14 protein-coding genes are annotated in these 20,578 nt (G+C 59.7%); 8 read left to right on the plus strand and 6 right to left on the minus strand.

The window, feature by feature from the left end:
- Positions 1-74: 74 nt before the first annotated feature.
- Genes ACR0B5_RS15800 through ACR0B5_RS15810 form a run of 3 tightly spaced genes read left to right on the plus strand, consistent with a single transcriptional unit; the run spans position 75 to position 6,991 of the window.
- Positions 75-3,812 carry a beta strand repeat-containing protein gene (locus ACR0B5_RS15800; RefSeq protein ID WP_480541692.1) on the plus strand — a complete coding sequence of 1,246 codons (3,738 nt, stop codon included), beginning with the start codon at positions 75-77 and terminating at the stop codon, positions 3,810-3,812.
- Between the two features lie 60 nt (positions 3,813-3,872).
- Positions 3,873-5,624, plus strand: a complete 1,752-nt coding sequence (locus ACR0B5_RS15805; protein ID WP_480541694.1) for a type I secretion system permease/ATPase — start codon at positions 3,873-3,875, stop codon at positions 5,622-5,624.
- Entirely contained in the window at positions 5,621-6,991 is a 1,371-nt protein-coding gene (locus tag ACR0B5_RS15810; protein WP_480541695.1) for an HlyD family type I secretion periplasmic adaptor subunit, read from the plus strand. Before ACR0B5_RS15805 ends, ACR0B5_RS15810 begins: the two co-directional genes overlap by 4 nt.
- Positions 6,992-7,068: 77 nt before the next feature.
- Here the strand turns inward: ACR0B5_RS15810 and ACR0B5_RS15815 are convergent, their stop codons facing one another.
- Positions 7,069-7,686 carry a TetR/AcrR family transcriptional regulator gene (locus ACR0B5_RS15815; protein ID WP_170472485.1) on the minus strand — a complete coding sequence of 206 codons (618 nt, stop codon included), beginning with the start codon at positions 7,684-7,686 and terminating at the stop codon, positions 7,069-7,071.
- 147 nt (positions 7,687-7,833) lie between these two features.
- Here ACR0B5_RS15815 and ACR0B5_RS15820 point away from each other — a divergent pair, with 147 nt between their 5' ends.
- From ACR0B5_RS15820 to ACR0B5_RS15835, 4 genes are all read left to right on the plus strand, one after another.
- A complete protein-coding gene (locus tag ACR0B5_RS15820; RefSeq protein WP_170555007.1) occupies positions 7,834-8,763 on the plus strand; it encodes an AEC family transporter in 930 nt (309 codons plus the stop codon).
- Positions 8,764-8,868: 105 nt separating this feature from the next.
- Complete coding sequence (gene fghA, locus ACR0B5_RS15825; protein ID WP_170555005.1) at positions 8,869-9,702, plus strand: S-formylglutathione hydrolase; 834 nt, start codon at positions 8,869-8,871, stop codon at positions 9,700-9,702.
- A 3-nt stretch (positions 9,703-9,705) separates the two neighbouring features.
- Entirely contained in the window at positions 9,706-11,163 is a 1,458-nt protein-coding gene (gene sthA / locus ACR0B5_RS15830) for a Si-specific NAD(P)(+) transhydrogenase (protein ID WP_170377338.1), read from the plus strand.
- Entirely contained in the window at positions 11,160-11,615 is a 456-nt protein-coding gene (locus tag ACR0B5_RS15835) for a YaiI/YqxD family protein (protein WP_170641243.1), read from the plus strand. The genes sthA and ACR0B5_RS15835 overlap by 4 nt, the downstream gene beginning before the upstream one ends.
- Positions 11,616-11,699: 84 nt before the next feature.
- Here ACR0B5_RS15835 and ACR0B5_RS15840 read toward each other — a convergent pair whose 3' ends face one another.
- Positions 11,700-12,941 (minus strand): MFS transporter, encoded by a 1,242-nt coding sequence (locus tag ACR0B5_RS15840; protein ID WP_480541698.1) that lies wholly within the window; start codon positions 12,939-12,941, stop codon positions 11,700-11,702.
- 149 nt (positions 12,942-13,090) lie between these two features.
- Between ACR0B5_RS15840 and zapE the strand changes: the two genes are divergently transcribed.
- A complete protein-coding gene (gene zapE / locus ACR0B5_RS15845; RefSeq protein ID WP_480541700.1) occupies positions 13,091-14,149 on the plus strand; it encodes a cell division protein ZapE in 1,059 nt (352 codons plus the stop codon).
- A 73-nt stretch (positions 14,150-14,222) separates the two neighbouring features.
- On the opposite strand, the gene ACR0B5_RS15850 is transcribed toward zapE, so the two are convergent.
- Genes ACR0B5_RS15850 through ACR0B5_RS15865 form a run of 4 tightly spaced genes read right to left on the minus strand, consistent with a single transcriptional unit; the run spans position 14,223 to position 20,477 of the window.
- Positions 14,223-15,497, minus strand: coding sequence for a bifunctional folylpolyglutamate synthase/dihydrofolate synthase (locus tag ACR0B5_RS15850; protein ID WP_480541702.1), 1,275 nt, complete (start codon positions 15,495-15,497; stop codon positions 14,223-14,225).
- Complete coding sequence (accD, locus tag ACR0B5_RS15855; RefSeq protein WP_170377315.1) at positions 15,494-16,426, minus strand: acetyl-CoA carboxylase, carboxyltransferase subunit beta; 933 nt, start codon at positions 16,424-16,426, stop codon at positions 15,494-15,496. The genes ACR0B5_RS15850 and accD overlap by 4 nt, the downstream gene beginning before the upstream one ends.
- Positions 16,427-16,486: 60 nt before the next feature.
- Positions 16,487-17,383: a CPBP family intramembrane glutamic endopeptidase gene (locus tag ACR0B5_RS15860; protein WP_419740747.1), complete on the minus strand. Its 897-nt coding sequence runs from the start codon at positions 17,381-17,383 to the stop codon at positions 16,487-16,489.
- Positions 17,370-20,477 (minus strand): ABC transporter transmembrane domain-containing protein, encoded by a 3,108-nt coding sequence (locus ACR0B5_RS15865; protein ID WP_480541705.1) that lies wholly within the window; start codon positions 20,475-20,477, stop codon positions 17,370-17,372. Before ACR0B5_RS15865 ends, ACR0B5_RS15860 begins: the two co-directional genes overlap by 14 nt.
- Positions 20,478-20,578 lie beyond the last annotated feature (101 nt).

The following is a 20,578-nucleotide window of genomic DNA, read 5'->3' on the forward strand; positions in this document are numbered from 1 at the left end:
CTACTGATTTGATGCGTCGGTTGCCCAATCGAACGGGCCACCTGCATCACGCAACAAACCAGACGGAGTGACCCATGCTGTCCCAATTCGTAGAAAGCCTGCGCGCCCGTCTCTTGACCACGTCAACACTGGCGCAAGAGACCACACGTGACGGCCAAACCCTTTTCAACAACTTCTTTCAGAACACAATCGTGGATGACACGCCGGCCTTTGTTCTGGCCAATGACTTTTCGCGCCTGTTGAACTTTGGCGAGATCGTCACCAACAACGCCGTCGCCGCCGTTCAGGCGCAGGGCGAGGATGTTGACGTGTTCAATTTCCGCTCGGGCGTGATCGAGGCGAATAGCGGCCCTGATGCACTGGCGACCGGCGTCCAAGTCACCGGCAGCGCCGCTGTACGCAACTTCGGTGAGATCTCGGGCGACTTTAACGGTGTTCAGTTTGCAGGTCCCGAAAGCTCGGGCAGCCTGGACAATTTCCGTGGCGGCGTGATCTCATCCGACAGCCGTGCCGTGGATATTCAGGGCCAGGGCATTGATGTGCGCAACTTCGGCGACATCCTCGGCACCGGAGATCAGCGCAACGGCACGATCTACACCAACAGCACCGCCGAGGATATCTCGATCTCGAACTTCACGGGCGGAACCGTGGATGCAGGTGAGGGCAATCAGGGTGCTGGCATCTCGCTTCAGGTCGGGGATGAGGTTGGCGACCGTGTGGAAACCGATATCTTCAACGGTTTTGGCGGCACCATTCAGGGCCGTGGTCAGGCGGCATCGAACACCGGTCTGGCCGGTGACGGTATCCGGATCAACAACGGTGCCGAGGGCACGATCCTCGAAACTGAGATTCTCAACAGCGGGCTGATCACATCGGAAAGCACCCAAGGCACCGCAGCCGGTATCCGCATCGCGGATGGCGCAAGCGCCGAGGGCGAGATCCTGAACACCTCGACCGGGGTGATCGAGGGGGCCGCAAACGGGCTTTACATCGGTCAGGGCACACATGATCTGGACGTTCTGAACTTCGGCACGATCCAGTCCGACAGCCGCGCGGTGAATATCGACGGCACCGGTGTGAACCTAGTGAACGGCGGCGATATCCTTGGTACGGATAGCCAGCGCAACGGCACCGTTTATGCCGACGGCACCGCCGATGATTTCGCAGTCAACAACCTGGTCACAGGCACGATCGACGCCGGTGAAGGCAATGAAGGGTCGGGCTTTGGCATTGAAATCGGCGGAACTGCGGATGGCGCATCCTCGTTCACGCTGGATAATGCAGGCACCATTCAGGGTCGCGGTAATGCAGCGGCAGGCTCCAACGCGGCAGGCGACGGTATCCGGGTCGGCAATGTGGGCAACATTGGCGTCACCGATGCGGTCATCAACAACTCGGGCACTATCGACTCGGAGGGTGCAAACGGCACCGTTGCCGGTGTGCGTTTCGTCAACGGTGTGTCCTTCCAGGGTGAGTTCAACAACTCGGGCCAGATTTCGGGCGTTCAGAACGGCGTCTATTTCGGCAACCCGGTTGCCGGTGAAGGTGCGGATCACACCGGTGGTGTGTTCAACAACCTCGAAACCGGGGTGATCTCGTCCGACAGCCGCGCGTTCAATATCGACGGCATCGGGTTGGAAGTGAACAACGCAGGCGAGATCGTCGGCACCGACAGCCAGCGCAACGGCACCGTCTATGCTGATGGCACGGCACAAGACTTCACCTTCAACAACAAAGAAACCGGCGTCGTCGATGCGGGTGAAGGCAATGAAGGGTCTGGCTTTGGCGCGGAGATCGCGGGCGAGAACGCGTTCACGCTGAACAATGACGGTCTGATCCAGGGTCGCGGCAACGCGGCGGCAGGCACCAATGCCGCAGGCGACGGTATCCGCATCGGCAATGTCGGCAACGCTGGCACGTTCACCGGCTCCATCACCAACGCGGGCACCGTCCTGTCGGAAGGTGCAAACGGAACCGTTGGCGCGTTCCGCGCTGTGAACAACGTCAACTTCCAAGGCCAATTGTTCAACGAAGAAGGCGGCGTATTCGCAGGCGTGCAAAACGGTGTCTACTTCGGGACCGGCGATCATAACGGCGGCTCGTTTGTGAACCGTGGAACAGTCACGTCGGACAGCCGTGCGGTGAATATCGACGGTGAGGGGCTTGAGGTCGTCAACGAAGGCGAAATCTTGGGCACCGGCGATCAGCGCAATGGCACCGTCTATGCCGATGGCACTGCCGACAACTACACCTTCAACAACACCGGTCTGGTTGATGCGGGTCTGGGCAACAACGGCTCGGCCGTGTCGCTGCAAACCGGCAATGTTGAAGGCGATATCGTGTCGGCAGCCATTCTGAACGAAGGCACCCTGCAAGGTCGCGGCGACGCGGTTGAGGGCAATCAGGTCGGCGATGGCCTGCGCCTGTTTACCAGCCAGTCCGAGGCCGGATTTGCCGGGGTGGTCGTCAATGAAGGCCTGATCGCAGGGTCCGAGACCTCGGATTCAGCCGCAGGTATCCGCGTTGACGGTGGCCTGAACCTTCTGGGGGCGATCCTGAACGAAGGTGAGATCCGCGGAACGGTCAATGCAATCGACGCCTCAGATGCGGGTGACGTGACCATCGTCAATGACGACGAAGGCGTGATCAACGGCAACGTCCTGCTGGGCGCTGGCGATGACATCTTTGTCGATCTGGGCACCACCAACGGCACTATCGACGGTGGCGCGGGCGACGACGTGCTGATCGCAGGCGATGCGGACAATGTTCTGACCGGTGGTCTGGGCAATGACTTCATCGACGGTGGCGAGGGCATCGACACGGCCGATTTCTCGGATCTGGATGTCGCGGTCGAAGTGCGCCTGGGCGCCAATGGCAACGGCACCGCAACCCGCGATACGGGCTTCAATGTCTCGGTCAAGGACGCCGTGGTCTCTGCCCCCGGTCAGTTCGGCGCGAACATCGCCAATGGTGCGGCTTTTGTGGAACAGGCGCTTCAGGGCAACCTGTACTACAACATCCACACATCGGACTTCCCCGGCGGCGAAATCCGCGGGCAGCTGCTGGTGGACAGTGTCGAGACCGAGCATGGCATCCGCACCGTCACCCTGAGCGGCGGTCTGGACGCGGCGCAGGAACCGGGGCCGACCTCGGACAGCGAAGCCTCCGGCGAGGCCTCTCTGGTCATCATCCAGAACCTGAACACAGGTGAGGTGACCTATTCCAGCGAGCTGAGCGTTGTGGGCTTGAACGAGGCCGACCTGAACACGCCGATCCCGGGTGTTGTCTCGGCCATCCATCTGCACAATGCTCCGGCTGGTGCAAATGGTCCGGTCGTACAGGACACGCTGGTGGATGCGGGCGCCACGCTGGACGTGAACGCCACAGGCGGCACAGGCGTCATCGGTCAGGACGTCATCGACAACCAGATCGAAGTCGATGTTCTGCAGTCGATCGAGAATGTGATCGGGTCGGACGATGGTGACATCATCATCGGCAGCGATCTGGACAACAAACTCAGCGGTGGTGACGGCGATGACCTGATCTCGGGTGAGGGTGGCAATGACATCCTGATCGGCGGCGCAGGTGCGGATACCTTCACCTTCGGCGCGAACTTCGGAGACGACGTGATCCAGGACTTCGAAGTCGGCCTCGACCAGCTGCAGTTTGGCGATTTCGGTCCCGATTTCGGCGGCGCTGTGAATGTTGCTCAGGATGGCAACGACGCTGTGATCTCGTTCGGCACCGAAGGCTCGGTCCGTCTGGCGGGCGTCAACACCACCGACCTGACCGAAGACGACTTCGTCGCTTAATCGAAAACGGACGGGGCGGGTCACACCGCCCCGTTTGCCAAACCGGAAAAGGGCAAGACGATGTTTCAGAAATCCAACCCCGTACAAACCGCATGGGCCTCGTTGCGCAAAGGGTTTGTTGCTGTCGCTTTCTTCAGCCTGTTTCTCAACCTGCTGATGCTGGCCGGGCCGCTTTACATGCTGCAGGTCTATGACCGGGTCCTGACCAGCCAGAATGTCGAAACGCTGATCGCGCTGACCCTTCTGCTGGGTGGCGTCTTTGTCGTGATCGCCTGTCTCGACCTGATGCGGATGCGCATCCTGGGTCGCCTGGCCGCTCGGTTCGAGATGGCCGTCGGCGCGCCTGTTCTCGGGGCCGCCATGCGCCGCCGGGTTCAGGGCGAGGCGCAAAGCGCCGAAAATCTGGTCGACGACGTTAACGGATTTCGCGAGTTCATCTCGGGCTCGACCCTGACCGCCTTTTTCGATGCACCATGGATCCCGATCTACCTGCTCGTCCTTTACGTCCTGCACCCGCTGCTGGGCCTGTTGGGACTGGCCGGAGCCGTCACCCTGACCGTCATGGCGCTGATCAACAACGCCCGCGCGCAGAAACCGATGCGAAACGCCGCCGAGGCCCGAGGACGCTCGGACGCGCTGTTCAAAACCTCGGATCGCAATGCCGAACTGGTCCACGCACTGGGCATGAAATCCGATCTGGTGCGCCGCTGGACCGCCCTGCAAATCGACGCGCACGCGCATAAAACACGCGCGGCTGACCGGATCGCTGGTTTTTCGGTTCTGTCCAAGACCATCCGCATGGGCCTGCAATCGGCCATTTTGGGCCTGGGTGCCGCCCTTGCCATTACCGGCGAATCTACCGCTGGTGTCATGATCGCCGCCACTATCGTGTTGGCGCGGGCGCTGGCGCCAATTGATCAGCTCATCGGCCAATGGCGAGGATTTTTGGCCGCGCGCGGATCGTATTCCAAAATCAAAGCGCTGACCGAAGATTTCGCCGAAGAAACACCCAACCTGCACCTGCCCCGCGCCTTCAAGACGCTGGACGTGAAAATCGCTCAGGCCGGTCCACCGCGCGCGATCAGTGCCACCATTCGGGGTATTGACTTTGATCTGGCCGCAGGCGACGTTCTGGCTGTCATTGGCCATAGCGGCTCTGGCAAGACGACGCTGGGTAAGATGCTGGCCGGGATCTGGCACCCGCAACGGGGTGAGGTTCTGCTGGATGGCAGCCCGATGTCGAAATGGAACGCCGAGCATTTGGGCAAACAGATCGGCTACCTGCCGCAGGATGTCGAGCTATTCGACGGCACGATCCGCGAAAACATCGCGCGCTTTTCGGTCGCCATCGACGACGCTGAGGTTTTCCGCGTCGCGCAGGAGGCTGGCATTCACGAGATGATCAGCGCTCTGCCCGAAGGCTATGAAACGCGCATCGGTCAGGGGTTCTTTCTGTCCGGCGGTCAGCGGCAGCGTTTGGCCCTGGCCCGCGCGCTTTATGGTGATCCGTTTGTGCTGGTGCTGGACGAGCCGAACTCGGATCTGGATGCCGAAGGGGAACAGGCCTTGCGCGATGCCATTCTGGCCACTCAGGCCCGCGGCTCCATCGCCATCGTCATGACCCACCGCCCCGCAACATTGCAGGCCGCCAATAAGGTCATGGTTATGCGGAACGGGTCCCAGACCCAGTTTGGCGGCAAGGATGACGTGCTGAAAGTCAATCGCCGCAATGTTCTGGATAGCTCGGGCAAGGGCACCCGCCCGACCCCTCAGCCAGTTCCCGAAACGCAAATCACAGGAGCAGCCCAATGACACAGATTGTCCCGCACAAAGCCTCTCGCAATGCGCTGTCGCTCAATGAGGCAGAGTTCATCGACATCTCGGACGCCTTCCCCCGGATCGGTCGCTATGTCTGGGTCGGCGTGATCACCCTGATGGCCTTTGTCGGAGGCAGCGCCTACTGGGCCTTCGCCTCGAAACTGGACGGGGCGGTGGTTGCCCCGGCCTCATTCGTGGTCGAAGGCGATCGCAAAACGGTCGAGCATCTGGACGGCGGCATCATCCGCGACATCCTGATCGCCGACGGAGATTTCGTTCAGGCCGGTCAGCCCCTGATCCGGCTGGACAGCACCGATATCGACGTCGACCTGAATGTGCTGGGCAGCCAGATGGGTGAGCTTTCGGTCCGCCGCGCCCGCCTGCTGGCACAGATGAGCGGTCAGGACCGGTTTGATGAGGCCTCGGCCATGGCCGGTTTTGAGGCGGGAATGGAGAGGCTGCATTGGACGTCCGCCTATCTGACGCAGAAACAGCTGTTTGACGCCGAAGCCCGCGCCCGCCAGACAGAAACCCGGATCAACGAACAGCGGATATCGGGCCTGAAGGATGAGGCCCAAGGGCTGGCCGAACAGCGTGTCAGGACCCAAAACCAGATCGAGATCACTCTGACCGAACTGGACAGCCTGCAAACCCTGCTGGACAAAGGGTTGGTCGCGGCCACCCGCGTCAGCTCGCGACAGATTGAGCTGCAGCGTCTCTACGGCGTCGATGCTTCGCTGCGCACTCAGATCGCGCAGGCTGAAAATCAAGTTAGAGAGCTGGAACTGACGCTGATCAGCCAGCAAAAGCTGCGGGATGAGGTGATCGCGGGTGAGCTTGCGGTGGTCGAAGCGCAGCTTGATTTGGTGCGCCCGCAATATAAAGGCACCGCCGAGCGCCGCAAGCGGATCGAGCTGTTGGCCCCCACCAGCGGGCGGGTGGTCAATCTGGCAGCCTCCACCACGGGCGGTGTCATTCGTCCGGGCGAACACATCATGGACATTGTCCCGGCGGATCAGGCGCTGATCGTCGAGGCGCGGGTCAAGACCGGTGACATTGACAAGCTGCGGATCGGCCAGTCCACCCGCATTCGTCTGTCCGCATTTGCACAGGCAGACGTCCCCGAGGCCAGCGGCAAGATCTTCGATATCTCGGCCGACGCTTTGGAAGATGAACGCACGGGCGAGCCCTACTACAAGGCGCGGGTCAAACTGGATGCCCAGCAACCCGACGCGGTGGCGGCGCTGGAACTGGTGCCCGGTATGCCGGCTGATCTGTTCGTCAATACCGGCGAGAGGGCCGTGATCGCCTATCTGTCACAACCCATCAGCGACCGGTTGGCCAAAACCTTTATCGAGTGAGTGGGTGCTCAGGTAACGAGTAAAATTTTAACCAGTGGGAATGGTCTGCAGATGGGGCTGCAGGCCATTTCACTTTGTCAAACGCCGTAGCGGGCCATGAACATGTCGACAGCTTGCAGGGCAACCTCGTCAATCTCGGCCTGGGAGAACTCTTCCTGGATGCCAAAGGCGGCGCGCAGCCATAGGCGAACTTTGCACAGCTCTGCGAATTGTTCTGCTGCGATCGTCACGTCCTCGATCACCAATTCGCCCTTAGCGACAGCCTTTTCCAGATACTCAACCATCTTGCGCTGACCGTTCTGAGGCCCAGCTTCATAAAAAACGCGTCCAAGTTCCGGGAACCGATCCCGTTCAGCCACGCAAACGCGGAAAATTTGACGATTGAAATCCGACACGAAAAAGCTAACCAACTGCGTCGCGGTAATCGTCAGAACCTCACGCACGGGTTTGGTTTCGTCGATCATCGAGATCACACGCTCGGCCATGCGGCGGCATTCGGTTTGCGCCACCTCAATAAACAGCAGGCGCTTGTCGGGGAAATAGCTATATAGCGTCGCCTTCGAGACACCCGCCGCCCGCGCGATGTCATCCACACTGGCCCCCTCGAACCCATCCGCGAGGAAAACCTCTCGGGCCCCGCGCAGAACCTGGTCGAATTTTCGGCCGGTGCGCAGGATGGTGGCGGATTGGGTCATGATGGCTCCTTCAGCGGGTTGTGGACCGAATTTATAAACCGATCTGTTCAGACACAAGGATTCTTGGTGTTTTCTAACGGGCCGTCACCCAAAACGCCGTTCGATCCGTGACTTGCAGGTCGCGCAATCCATGCTAGGAGGGTACCCATGGTCGAGATTTTTCTGCGCACCCTTCCCTTCTTCGTGATCATCGGCCTGGGTTACTGGGCCGGGCGCACGCGGTTCTTCACAGAGGAAGCCACCGCCTATCTGACGAAATTCGTCTTTTTCTTTGCCCTGTCGGCCATGCTGTTCCGCTTTGCCGCCACCCTACCCTTTGCTGAGATTTTCAACGGGCGGCTGATCATCGGTTATCTGATCGGGACACTTGCGGTCTACGCGCTGGCTTCGCTGGTGGCATGGATACGGGGCCTCGACATCCCCACCGCCGCGGTTGAGGCCCAGTGTGCCGCCATCGGCAATGTCGGCTTTCTGGGCCTGCCCATGCTGGCTATGCTGCTGTCCGAGGCCGCGATCGGACCCGTCATGCTGATCCTTGCGGTGGATCTGGTGGTGTTTTCCTCACTCATTGTGATCCTAATCAATGGCGGCCGGGACGGAAAGCTAACGGTCAAAACGCTGCGCCTGATCGGGGTCGGGTTGCTCAAGAATCCAATGATCGTGTCGATCTCGGCCGGGTTAATCTGGTCGGCGCTGCAGATTCCGGTCCCCGGTCCGATGAACGATTTTCTGACCATATTAGGTGGGGCCGCAACGCCCGGAGCACTGTTCGCAATTGGCGCCTCGCTAGCCGGAAAATCGGCGGAGCGGATCGAAATCGCGGGCTGGCTGAGCTTTTGCAAGCTGATCGTCCACCCCGCCTGTGTCGCCGTCGCCCTGCTTTGGCTGGTTCCAGTCGATACATTCTCGGCCACGGTTGCAATTGCCGCCGCTGCGCTACCGGTTGCGGGCAATGTCTACATGCTGGCGGCACATTATGGGATCGCACCTCAGCGCGCCTCAGCGGCGATCCTGCTGTCTACGGCAGCCAGTATTCTGACGGTTCCGCTGATCATCGGATGGCTTACCGCTTTGTGAGCGTGCAACCCCACCAAAAAGTCATGCGCATGGCGACCGCCGCACTTTACGCGGCGTCCTTAGGGCGATAGCCATGGCGCGACCCTAAATTAAGGACTCGACCAGATGGAAACCCTTTCGGAAAATGCCTGTTTTGGTGGTGTGCAAGGTGTCTACCGCCATGCCTCAACCGCCTGCCAATGCGATATGACCTTTGGCCTGTTCCTGCCTGCCGAGGCCAAGGACGGCCCCGTTCCGGTGTTGTGGTACCTGTCTGGCCTGACCTGCACCCATGAAAACGCGATGACCAAGGCCGGTGCACAGGCCTGGGCCGCCGAACAGGGCATCGCCATCGTGTTCACCGACACTTCGCCCCGCGGCGAAGGCGTCGCCGACCACGAAGACTATGATCTTGGCCAAGGCGCGGGTTTCTACGTCAACGCAACGCAAACCCCGTGGGCCCCACATTTCAACATGTGGGACTATGTGGCCGAGGAACTGCCCGAGCTGATCGCCGAGAACTTTGCCATCGACATGGATCGTCAGGCAATCACCGGCCATTCGATGGGCGGCCATGGTGCGCTGACACTGGCGATGAACCTGCCGGGACGCTATCGCTCGGTTTCGGCCTTTGCGCCAATCTCGAACCCGAGCGGCGCGGATTGGGGCCGCAAACAGCTGAGCGCCTATCTGGGCGATGATGAGGCCGTTTGGGCCAAGCACGACGCCTCGCTCCTGATGAAAGAGGTCGGTTTTGACGGCCCTGTCCTGATCGACACCGGTGCGAACGACCAGTTCATCGACCTCCTGCGCCCCGAAACTTTGGCTTCGGCCATCGCCGAGCGCCGCCAGCAGGCGACCTATCGTCTGCAACCAGGCTATGACCATTCCTATTTCTTTGTGTCCACCTTCATGGAAGACCACATCACGTTCCACGCCGAAGCGCTGTACGGAGACTGAGGCATGAGCAAGTATGACTATGACCTGATCATCATCGGGTCTGGCCCCTCGGGCCGGTCTGCGGCAATTCAGGCGGGCAAATTGAAGCGCCGAGTGTTGGTGATCGACCGGCACGACCGTTTCGGCGGCGTCTCGGTGCATACCGGCACGATCCCGTCCAAAACCCTGCGTGAAACCGTGCTGAACCTTTCGGGCTGGCGTGAGCGCAGCTTTTACGGCCGCTCTTACCGGGTCAAGGAACAGATTCGCGCCGAAGACCTGAAAGCCCGGCTGCACATGACACTCGACCACGAAGTTGACGTGCTGGAGCATCAGTTCAACCGAAACCATGTGGATACTCTGAACGGGCTGGCCTCGTTCACGGGTCCGCATGAGATTGAGGTGGCGACGGATAGCGGTGAGAAAACCCGCCTGACCGCCGCAAAGTTTCTGATTGCGACCGGAACAAAAACCTATCGCCCGGACTATGTGCCGTTCAACGGCAAAACCGTTGTGGATGGCGATGAGTTTCTTGAAATGGCCGAGATCCCTCGGTCGCTGGTCGTGATCGGTGCCGGGGTGATTGGTGTTGAATACGCCACCATGTTCTCGGCCCTGGATGTCCGTGTCACCCTGATCGAGCCGCGCGACACCTTCCTTGATTTCATCGACAAACGCCTGATCCACGATTTCACCCATCAAATCCGCGAGAATGGGGTGGATCTGCGGCTCGGGTCGGCCGTCGAAAAGATCGAAGATGCGGGCGAGCATGTCGAGGTCACTCTTGAAAACGGTCGTCACGTCCGGGCCGAGATGCTGTTGTTTGCTGCCGGTCGGATGGGCGCGACCTCGACGCTGAACCTGAAGGCTGTTGGAGTTGAAACCGATCACCGCAACCGGATCAGCGTGGATCGCAAGACCTACCAAACCGAAGTGCCGCATGTTTACGCGACAGGAGACGTGATCGGGCATCCATCGCTGGCCTCGACCTCTCTGCAACAGGGGCGCGTTGCGGCCTGTCATGCGCTTGAAACCCCGACCCTGCCGGAAAGCCCTTGGTATCCTTACGGGATCTATTCCGTGCCCGAAATCTCGACTTGCGGCATGTCCGAGGAAGAATTGCAGGAGCGCGGCATCCCCTATGAGGTCGGTGTGGCGCGGTTCCGCGAAACCTCGCGCGGGCATATCATGGGTCTGGAACATGGCATGTTGAAAATGCTGTTTTCCCTGAAAACTCGCCGGGTGCTTGGTGTGCAGATCGTGGGCGAAGGCGCGACGGAGCTGATCCACATCGCCCAAGCCGTGTTAAACCTGAAAGGCACCGTAGATTACTTCGTGCAAAACACGTTCAACTATCCGACGCTGGCCGAGGCCTATAAGATCGCCGGTCTGGACGCGTTCAACCGGATGCCAATCCCCGAAGAGTTCAAGGTCAAGAAAAAGCCTGTTGAACCCGCAAAGAAAGAGGCAAAGAAGGCGTGACAACGCTCTATGTCGATGGGGACGCCTGCCCGGTCAAAGCCGAGGCTGAGCGGGTCGCCACCCGACACAAAGTGCCTATGGCGCTGGTGTCGAATGGCGGGTTGCGGCCATCGGCAAACCCTCTGGTCCAGGTCGTCATTGTCGCCGAGGGCGCGGATGAGGCGGACAAGTGGATCGCCGAGCGTTGCGGAACCGGCGATGTCGTGGTCACCTCGGACATCCCGTTGGCTGCGAAATGTGTCGAGGCCGGTGCCCGAGTGCTGCGTCCCAATGGTGAGGCTTTCACAGCCGCCAATATCGGCCAGCAACTGGCGATGCGCGACCTGATGGCGGATTTGCGCGCGGCGAACCCTCTGGGCGCAGGGGGTGGCGGCAAACCGTTTGGGAAAGCCGATCGCTCGCGGTTCTTGGACGCTCTGGAGCGGGAACTGCGAGCGGCGCTGCGCGGCTAACCCTCCCGCCAGTTGAAGACGCATCAAAGATGCGCCCTCGCCTAGCGGGCCAGGCAGCGCGTGCCGCGCTGCGGGTGCGCCCAGCTATGCAGCGGCGGGGGTTGGACCTCGGTTCTCACGAATGGGCAGGTGGACAATCGCGCTGAACGCGCCCACGGCGATACCGATCCACCAAACCATCGTGTAGTCGCCATAGACGTCATACATCCGCCCGCCCAGCCAGATGCCAAGGAAACTCCCAAGTTGGTGGCTGAGGAAGACAATTCCATACAGCGTACCCATGTAGCGCAGACCATAGAGATGCGCGACCAGACCGGATGTCAGTGGTATTGTGGCCAGCCAGAGAGAGCCCATAGCCAACGAAAAAACGATGACCGATATTGGCGTGATCGGAAACATGATGAACACAACAGCAGCCAGTGTGCGCGCCGTGTATACGATGGCCAGCAAGTATTTCTTAGGGAAGTGGTTCCCAGCCCAGCCCGCCAAAAGCGTGCCGCCGATATTGGCCAACCCGATCAGCGAAATGGACAACGCACCCAAGGCGGACGTGGTCGTTATGCCTATCGAATGCAACACGCCACCCGGCTGGATGGGGCCGCACATCTCGGTTACGAATGCCGGGAAGTGAGCTGTGATAAAGCCGAGCTGATAACCGCAGCTGAAGAAGCCGAGTGAAATGAGCGTGTAAGACGGATCTCGGAGGGCACGCCCCAAGATCTGGCCCATGCTTTCTTCCAACTCAGCCTTACTGGTTTGCTGAGGCACGCGCATAAAGGGCAGGATCAACACGAGGCAAAGAATGGCGACGGCGAACACAATATAGACCTGATGCCAAGGCAGGAAGGTCAGCATCCATTCGGCCGTAGGCGCACCTAAAACCTGACCGAAACTGCCCGCAGCCGTGACGATGGCCAAAGACATGGATCGGTTTTCGTCGGAGGACGCCCGCCCAACCACGGCCAGAATCACGCCGAAGCCGGTCCCTGCAATGCCAAACCCGACCAACCACGCATAAATCTGGTGTTCAAACGGAGTGATGGACCAGGCTGAAAGCACCATGCCAGCGGCATAAATCAGCGCGCCAAGCACAATGGCCTTTCGGTCGCCGATCTTTTCAGCAATGGCGCCAAAGATCGGCTGCCCAATACCCCAGGCCAGATTCTGGATCGCAATGGCCATTGAGAATTCTGTCCGCAGCCAGCCGAACTCAGAGGCGATCGGGATCTGGAACACCCCGAACGAGGCACGCACCGCGAAACTGACTGTAATGATGATACAGCCTACGATCAGAATTGGATTCAGCAGACGTGCGGAGTGCGGCATGGGGACCTCAGACAAACAAGTTTTGCGACGCTACTGTTTTTCGTCGCCCCGTCAATTCAGTAGATTTGCGGTTCGACATAAGGAAAATTGATGCGTGCCTGAAAATGCCCGCTTTTCAACGCGTAGTGCGGGCGCTATGGCTCAAACCCATGACGGATCTGATTTCGCTGTATAACGAACGTATCTCCGATGGGTCTCTGACGCGGGATGACGCGCAGGAAGCCGTTCTGCCGCATTTCGAACGTATCCGGGCCGAGTTGAGTGCACCGGTGAAGCGGGGTCTGTTCCGCAAGGCTCCGCCGCCGCCCAAAGGGTTGTACCTGTGGGGCGGGGTTGGGCGTGGGAAGTCCATGCTGATGGATATGTTCGTTGATGCGCTGGAAGATGTACCGGCGCGGAGAGTGCATTTTCACGCGTTCATGCAGGAAATCCATGCGGGTATGCACAAGGCGCGCAAGGATGGCGTCGAAGACGCGCTGGCCCCGGTCGCGCAGGAGGTCGTGAAATCGGTAAAGCTGCTGGCGTTTGACGAAATGCAGATCACTGATATCACCGATGCCATGATCGTCGGTCGCTTGTTTGATCTGCTGCATGCAGGGGGCGTGGTCATCGTAACGACCTCGAACCGGCATCCAGATGATCTGTACAAGGACGGTTTGAACCGACAGCTGTTTTTGCCTTTCATCGCCCATATCAAAGAGCAGCTTCAGGTATGGGAGCTGGTCTCGCCGACCGACTACCGCCAAAACCGCCTTGAGGGCGCGCCGGTCTATTTCTCGCCAATTGGCCCGGAAGCGCGTGAGAAGATACGCGCCGTTTGGACGGATCTGTCCGGCGGCACGGCAGAGCCCTTGATCTTGCAGGTCAAAGGTCGCGCTGTTGAGCTGCCAGCTTTTCGCAATGGGGTTGCACGGGCATCCTTCTATGACCTGTGCGGTCGGATGCTGGGTCCCGGGGACTATCTGGCTATCGCCGAAACGGTCAAGGTTCTGGTATTGGAGGATATTCCCCGTCTGTCCCGCAACAACTTCAATGAGGCCAAACGCTTTGTGACCTTGATCGACGCGTTGTATGAGGCAAAAGTTCGGTTGATCTGTTCTGCGGCGGCTGAGCCCGAGATGCTGTATGTCGAGGGCGAAGGGACTTTTGAGTTTGAGCGCACCGCGTCTCGGCTACGGGAAATGCAGGATCAGGATTGGGGGAAATAGGGGGCTCCGCACCCGCCGCCGCTGGCGGCTCCCCCGGGATATTTTTAGCCAGATGAAGCCCTGCGGGCGGATCTTAGCCGTTTTCGCGCAGGATATTGCCCGCAAGGTAGAGGGACCCGCAGATCAGGATACGTGCACGCGGGTCTTTGGCGACGATTGTGTCGAGCGCCTCGGTCACGCTGTTGGCAGTTGATGCGGGCAGATCTACCTTGGCGGCAGCGGCGGCTGTTTCATCCGCGCTGAGGGTTGCGGCCTCACCTGGGATGGAAACGGCGGTCAGGCTTTGGGCCTGTTTGGCAAGCGGCGCGAGGTAGCCCGTCACATCTTTGGTATTCAGCATACCGCAGATCATATGGGTCGGGCGCTTCGGCAAGTTCGACAGAACCTCGGCCAGAGCGATCCCGGCTGCGGCGTTGTGCCCTCCGTCCAGCCAAAGTTCGGCCTGCCCTGCGGCTTGCACGAGCGGGCCGGTTTTAAGGCGTTGCATCCGCGCGGGCCATTCAGCCTTGCTCATGGCGGCCTCATAAGCGGCGTCACCAAGGTTGAGGTGGCGCAGAACGGCAAGGGCCGCGCCTGCGTTCTGGATCTGGTGGGCACCCAAGAGGTTGGGCAGTGGCAGGTCACGCAAGCCTGTTTCGTCCTGATAAATCAGGCGGCCATTTTCTTCGGTGACGTGCCAATGTTGACCATATGCAATGAGAGGCGCGCCGAGACGTGCGGCGGTCTGTTCGATCACCTCCATCGCCTCATCAGGTTGCGGGCCGACGATGCAGGGCACGCCGCGTTTGATGATACCGGCCTTTTCAGCGGCGATTTTCGCCAGCGTATTGCCCAGAAATTGTTCATGGTCGATCGAGATCGGGGTGATCACCGTCACGGCGGGTTTCTCGATCACGTTAGTCGCATCCAGACGTCCGCCGAGGCCGACCTCGAGCAGGGTGTAATCCGCTTTGGCTCGTGCGAAGGCCAAAAGGGCCGCGCAGGTCGTAATCTCAAAATAGGTGATGTTCTCGCCGCCGTTGGCCGCGTAACACTCATCGAGCACCGCCGTCAGGTCGGGTTCCGAGATCAGCTCTCCGGCTAGACGAATACGTTCATGGAACCGAGCGAGATGCGGTGAGGTATAAGCATGGGCCGACAGCTCTGCCCCCTCAAGCCCGGCTCGGATCATCGCTTGGGTCGAACCTTTGCCGTTGGTTCCGGCGATATGGATCACCGGCGGCAGCTTGTCTTGCGGGTTGTCCAATGCCTCTAGCAAACGCCAGACGCGGTCCAAGGTCAGGTCGATGATCTTGGGGTGCAGCGCCATCATCCGGTCGAGGATGGCGTCCGATGTTTGGGTGGTCATTTCTGATCCGTATCTTCAGCAGGTGCGTCTGCCGCAGCCTCTTCCGGTTCCGGTGCGGGCAGATCGCCTTTGATCGCCGGAGGCTGGTTCATCAGCATGCGCGTGATGGTGATCAGCTCTTCACGCAGCTCGGTGCGTTTAGTCACGCGGTCCAGCATGCCGTGATCCAGCAGGTATTCGGCGCGCTGGAACCCCTCGGGCAGCTTTTCACGGATGGTCTGCTCAATCACGCGGGGACCCGCAAAACAGATCAGCGCGTTGGGTTCCGAGATATGCACGTCGCCCAGCATCGCGTAAGATGCAGTCACACCACCGGTGGTTGGGTGGGTCAGAACGACGATATAGGGCAGGTTCGCCTCTTTCAGCATCTCGACGGCCACGGTGGTACGCGGCATCTGCATCAGGCTCAGGATGCCTTCCTGCATCCGGGCACCGCCGGCGGCCGAGAACAGGATCAGCGGGCGCTTTAGCTTAACCGCCTCTTGCGCGGCGGCGATGATCGCGTTGCCGACATACATGCCCATGGACCCACCCATGAAGGAGAAATCCTGCGCGGCGGCAACAATCGGGGTGCGCCCGATTTCGCCTGTGGCAACAAGCATGGCTTCTTTCTCGCCGGTTTTCTTCTGGGCCGCCTTCATACGATCAGGGTATTTCTTCTGATCACGGAACTGCAGCGGGTCATCTTTGGGCGCAGGCACCGCAACTTCGGTGAAAATCCCGCCATCGAACAGGTGACCGAACCGGTCGCGCGGCGTGATTGCCATGTGGTGGCCGCACTGGGTGCAGACGTTCTGGTTTTCGGCCAATTCGCGATGGAACAGCATCGTTCCGCATTCACCGCATTTGTGCCACAGATTTTCTGGCACTTCTCTGCGCGAGAAGATCGAGTTGATCCGGGGGCGGACGTAGTTTGTGATCCAGTTCATATCAGAGCCTTGGATTGTGCGGCGTTGACGTCAAATAAGACGCTACGGAAAGAAATGCAATCAGCGCCTGATGACTAGTCGTGCTGTCAGCCAGCAAACCATCATCGAGCCGAAATCCACCCACAACCACTGCCGCAACACCCCACCATCCGACATATCGTAGGGCAACACGAAAAGGGCCAGACCACTGAGCGTATCGGGCAATGAGATAATCAGGAGAGAGATCACATTATTGAAGAAATGCAAAGCGATAGCCGGACCCAAAGTGCCAGAACGAGCCGTCAGATCAGCCGCCAGAACGCCGAACACACAGGACCAGACCGCAACCAGCAGCGCGTTGTCGCCAGCAATCCCCGGCGCATAGTGACCCGCTGCAAACAAGGCCGAAGGCACCCCTACCCAGATCAGCGGCGACCGGAACCGCGCGGCTAAGGATTGCTGCAGGTAGCCGCGAAACAGGATCTCTTCGGCGCTGGTCTGAATCAGCACGGCGCCTGCCGCAAAAGGCAGAAGCACAATCCAGGTCGAGAAGGCAAGGTTCTGGGTCAGCGGATCCCCCATTCCGTAGGGCGGCAGGGCTGCCAGTGCCAGACCGAGAACCACCAGGGCCACCAAAACCCGTATGAATTGACTGATCGCCAGGCGGCGCTCTCCGAGAATCGCCCAGAGTGACCTTTGCTGCATCTGTTTTGCTGCGACAGCGACTCCAATCGTCAGAAACCCAAAGCTGGCCAGCAGGACAAATGTCGCTAGGGGCGACGTGCCTCGCAAAAACCCCTGGGCCTGAGTGGGCGGGATGAGGGCTCCTATAGCCGCAAAAAGAACAGTGTTCGCCGCCAAATAGAGCGCGCAAACAATCACCAGCCCGACTAGCAACCGCCACAAGTCAGGGCGCACGCGGGCGTCGCGCACCAGATGCTCATGCGCGGCATAGGCGGCGGGCTCAATCATTGTCATCTGCCTCGTCAAGAACGGTTTCCTGCACCACGTCCGGAAAGACATCCGCCGGATTGGCAACCGTGTTCACGCGTGTGGCGAGCGTGGTCAGGTATCCTGCAACGGTCTGCAGCAACTGCGTCGCGACCGAGGCGTCGCTTTCGACAACGGCGCGCAGTTCCTCGGCCCCGATACGCAGGAAGGCGCAATCTGTGTTGGCGACCAGATCAAGTTGTCGGCGGTCACCGGTGATGATCGACAGGTCCCCGATCAGGCGGCCCGGCTCAACAATCGATATGGGGCGTTTGTTGCCATCTTCATCCGACCAGTCCAACCGGGCCTGACCCCGAATGCACAGGTAGGCTGCGTCCGCCGTCTGCCCGCGCGAAAAGATCACCTGCCCCGCGGCGACGTCATACCATTGTGCCGAGAACGCCAGCAGCCTTTGGTTCCGCGCGTCGATGCCCGAGAAAAGCTCGGTGGTCGAGATGATTTCGAGCTTTCTGCTGAGGTCGGCAGTTGCCCCCTCTTGATGCAGAACGGGCGTGCGTGAGACCCCATCTATGCGGCCATCCTTTACCTCGACGAACAGGTCATAGGCTTCGGGATGAGCAAAGTGATCCTCCATGAAGATCATGATCGACTCGGGCAGTAATTCCCGCAAGCGCAGCCGGGTGCGCAGGCGACTTTCCGAATCGTGGCTGGCCAGCGCCTTATCGAGGATCAGGATATCGGGACGCTTAATACCCGCACGCGAGAACGACGCGCGTTCTTGGAACACCGTAGGCAGGTTGTTCCCCCCCAAGCCCGAGGGTAGGTCAAACATGGTAGCTGCAGCGCGGCGGCGCAGGCCGGCCTCATTCACGGCCTGGGCGACCAGATCCTCAATCTCTTCGGCGTGCGCACCCGCCATTAGGGAAACGCGCCCATAAAGGACATTCTCGATCACGGTCAGCCGCGGGAAGTAGGCGTCAGGTGACAATGGAACGAACATCCCATCCAGCGCCTCATGCATGGCGGCGGATTGCTGTTTTCGGATCGCAAGGATCTTGTCCTTGTATTCATCCGGAAAGTCGGGGCCAATTTGCTCGGCCGTCAACAGGAACGGCACCGTCAGCATCAACGCACAATCCGGTTCTGAGACCGCATCGTCCCCTTTGGTTTTCAGGCGATCCTTGATGTCCAAAAGCCTGTGATACATGTCTTTGGACATTCCCAACCGCAGGAAAAGCGGGTGATCGGTGCCATCGCGACCGAAGGCCTGGTCCAACGTCTCGATCACGGTGCTGGCCATGTTCATTGCTTCCTCGGCCAGATCATGGCTGCGCAACATGTTGCGGAACCGCTGATCACCAGCCAACGACTCGGGTGTGATATCCCGCGCGGGCGTTGCAAACAGCAAGTTGCCACCCAAAGGCACTGCCGGATTAAACTGATCCGGGTCGAACCGGTAGACATAGCGATCGAGGCCCTTGTCCTGCAATTTCTGGGCCACTGTCTCGCGAAGTTTCACAAGCTCTTGCGCCAAGCCTGGATGCAATTTCGGGTTAAACTGCGTGCGCAGGGTGCGTCGCAACATGAACTCGTCAATGCCCATCGCCTCGACCAGTTGGAACCACCACGCTCGGATGTCGTCGATATCGTCCAGCCCGGCCAGCCCCGGATCGACCCACTCATCCTCGAGCGAATCTATCGGATTGCCGGACCGAACAGCCTCGATCTGGCGGCGGGTCGGAGCCTTCTTGGCCTCAGTCTCGTGCTGAGGATATGGGCGCAGCGGCATCAGCAGGTTGTCACCCAGAGTTCCATCGAACAGGTAGGGCCGCGAGTAGGCGTATCCGATCCGAGCAGCAATCACCGCCTGATGCAGTTCGTTCAGATTGTGCCCGGCCAGGAGGACCTCGCCCTGAACCGGCACCACCTCACGCGTCAGAAGCTGCGCCAAGGCGGTGCGTTCGGCCGCGTTGGTCGACTGAATCGCCACCCGCGCGCCTTTGGGAATTCTCAAATCGATATCTTCCAGAATGGTTTTGCCGTCATCATCGCGCACGGTGATGTTCCGCAGCTCAATATCACCTGTGAGGTGCGGAATGACTTCGGGCCGGCCCTCGAACAGGTGTTCGGGGATCATGTTGGATGGGGCGAAGCGTTCGGTCACGATCTCCCATCGCAGCGACATGTCCTGCACCTGATTGTAGTAGGTCAGCAGGTCCTTCCAAGGGCCGCTCAGATCCTTGTACGCCCCCAAGGCTGCCACCAGAGCACCCACCGTCACCTCACCCGTGATCGCCAGATATCCACCAACCGAGTAGAACAGGAACGGCGTCATCTGAGTTATCAGATTGTTGAGGAACTTCATGAAGAACTTTTTGTTGTAGATCTTGAAGCGGATCTCGAACAGGTTCCCCAGACGGTAGCTGAACTGCGCCAACCGGTAGCGCCAGCCGCCATTGGTGCGCAGATCGCTGATCCCGGCGGCACTCTCGCCGATCTCGGAACTCAGGTGGCGGACTTCCTGAATGCGCTCTTTGTTCAACAGGTTGATTTGGCGTTGCAGTTTCGGGATCAACCACGCCTGCAGCGGGATGAGGGCGATACTGGCCAGCCCGAACCAGACGCTCTGCATGAACAGGAAGGTGACAATGGTCATCATCTGACCGAACTGGAACACGGGCTGGGCGATAGCGTCGCCCATCAGACCGCCCATCGGCTCGGCCTCGGAAGTGATCATCGAAACCAGCTCACCCTGGCTGGTGGTAGCGAAATACGATTTCGGAAAGCGCATCGACCGGTTGATCAGGGTAAACCGCAATCGGCGCAACATCCGTTCCGCCAGAACGCCCTTCATCGTGTTGATACGCATCTTCATCAGGCCGCTGGCGATCACCGTGGCCAGAAAGGCAAAACACAGGATCATAAGGTATTGAATCTGCGTGACGGTCACCCCCCAGATCGTGACCGTATCTGCGGGCGCACCAATAGCGTCGTTGATGATCTGCTTGGGCAACTCAAGCGAGGCATAAAGGAACGGAAACGAAAGAACCGTCAGAACCAACAGCACAAGCTGTTGTTTTTTGGAGTGTTTCCAAATGAACGAAAACAGGGTGGGTTCCATGGCCGGGCCTTGTCGAATGAAAAACTGATGCGTGGCGTGGTTGCTGGCTACCCGCTTTTTCAAGAGGCCCGACCCTAAGCACAGTTCCGACGTAATGCAAG

It is taken from the genome of Ruegeria sp. AG1, from assembly GCF_056541705.1.

Coding starts and splice junctions, on each gene's coding strand:
- ACR0B5_RS15800 (WP_480541692.1), top strand. CDS start 75: ATGCTGTCCCAATTCGTAGAAAGCCTGCGCGCCCGTCTCTTGACCACG.
- ACR0B5_RS15805 (WP_480541694.1), top strand. CDS start 3,873: ATGTTTCAGAAATCCAACCCCGTACAAACCGCATGGGCCTCGTTGCGC.
- ACR0B5_RS15810 (WP_480541695.1), top strand. CDS start 5,621: ATGACACAGATTGTCCCGCACAAAGCCTCTCGCAATGCGCTGTCGCTC.
- ACR0B5_RS15815 (WP_170472485.1), bottom strand. CDS start 7,686: ATGACCCAATCCGCCACCATCCTGCGCACCGGCCGAAAATTCGACCAG.
- ACR0B5_RS15820 (WP_170555007.1), top strand. CDS start 7,834: ATGGTCGAGATTTTTCTGCGCACCCTTCCCTTCTTCGTGATCATCGGC.
- fghA (WP_170555005.1), top strand. CDS start 8,869: ATGGAAACCCTTTCGGAAAATGCCTGTTTTGGTGGTGTGCAAGGTGTC.
- sthA (WP_170377338.1), top strand. CDS start 9,706: ATGAGCAAGTATGACTATGACCTGATCATCATCGGGTCTGGCCCCTCG.
- ACR0B5_RS15840 (WP_480541698.1), bottom strand. CDS start 12,941: ATGCCGCACTCCGCACGTCTGCTGAATCCAATTCTGATCGTAGGCTGT.
- zapE (WP_480541700.1), top strand. CDS start 13,091: ATGACGGATCTGATTTCGCTGTATAACGAACGTATCTCCGATGGGTCT.
- ACR0B5_RS15850 (WP_480541702.1), bottom strand. CDS start 15,497: ATGACCACCCAAACATCGGACGCCATCCTCGACCGGATGATGGCGCTG.
- accD (WP_170377315.1), bottom strand. CDS start 16,426: ATGAACTGGATCACAAACTACGTCCGCCCCCGGATCAACTCGATCTTC.
- ACR0B5_RS15860 (WP_419740747.1), bottom strand. CDS start 17,383: ATGACAATGATTGAGCCCGCCGCCTATGCCGCGCATGAGCATCTGGTG.
- ACR0B5_RS15865 (WP_480541705.1), bottom strand. CDS start 20,477: ATGGAACCCACCCTGTTTTCGTTCATTTGGAAACACTCCAAAAAACAA.